Here is a 445-nt window from a genome sequence, read left to right on the forward strand (position 1 = left end):
ACTGCTGCCAGTTTGCCAGTAACGGCTCGGTGACCTGAGCGGCGGATATTACGCCCTGTGCCTCGCACCAGCTGACGAACGGCGACAGCCGTTCATGACGGGCGGACTGGCTCTTTTGGCTCGCCCCCTGCAACAGCAGGTTATCCAGATACGCGTCCAGATGCTGGCGCAGGGTCAGCGGGCGGGGGTTGGATTGACGTTTAACGGGTGATGACATGATGGGATTTCCTGTAGAGAACAGCGGTTAGTGTTATCAGTGTGTGATACATCACGACGGTACGATGGCTTGATTCTTAGGTGGCCGGAACAGTCCTTTTCTGTCTGCCCAGACTTGCGAGTCATTCAGCCCTGTGCTACTGCGGCTTGCCGCCGGTTTTGGCGAACCAGACTTGACCCCGACTTGGGGCAGACTTGACCCTGACTTGCCTTCATTTGAGCCAGACTT

At 57.1% G+C, this 445-nt stretch carries 1 pseudogene; it reads right to left on the minus strand.

Annotated elements, in window-relative coordinates:
* A pseudogene (locus tag ABR397_RS23335) lies at window positions 1-217 on the minus strand (site-specific tyrosine recombinase XerC); the annotation flags it as partial.
* Window positions 218-445: the final 228 nt, after the last annotated feature.

Origin of the sequence: Photorhabdus viridis, from assembly GCF_040256935.1 — a bacterium.
In the GTDB taxonomy this organism is placed as follows: Bacteria; Pseudomonadota; Gammaproteobacteria; order Enterobacterales; family Enterobacteriaceae; genus Photorhabdus; species Photorhabdus viridis.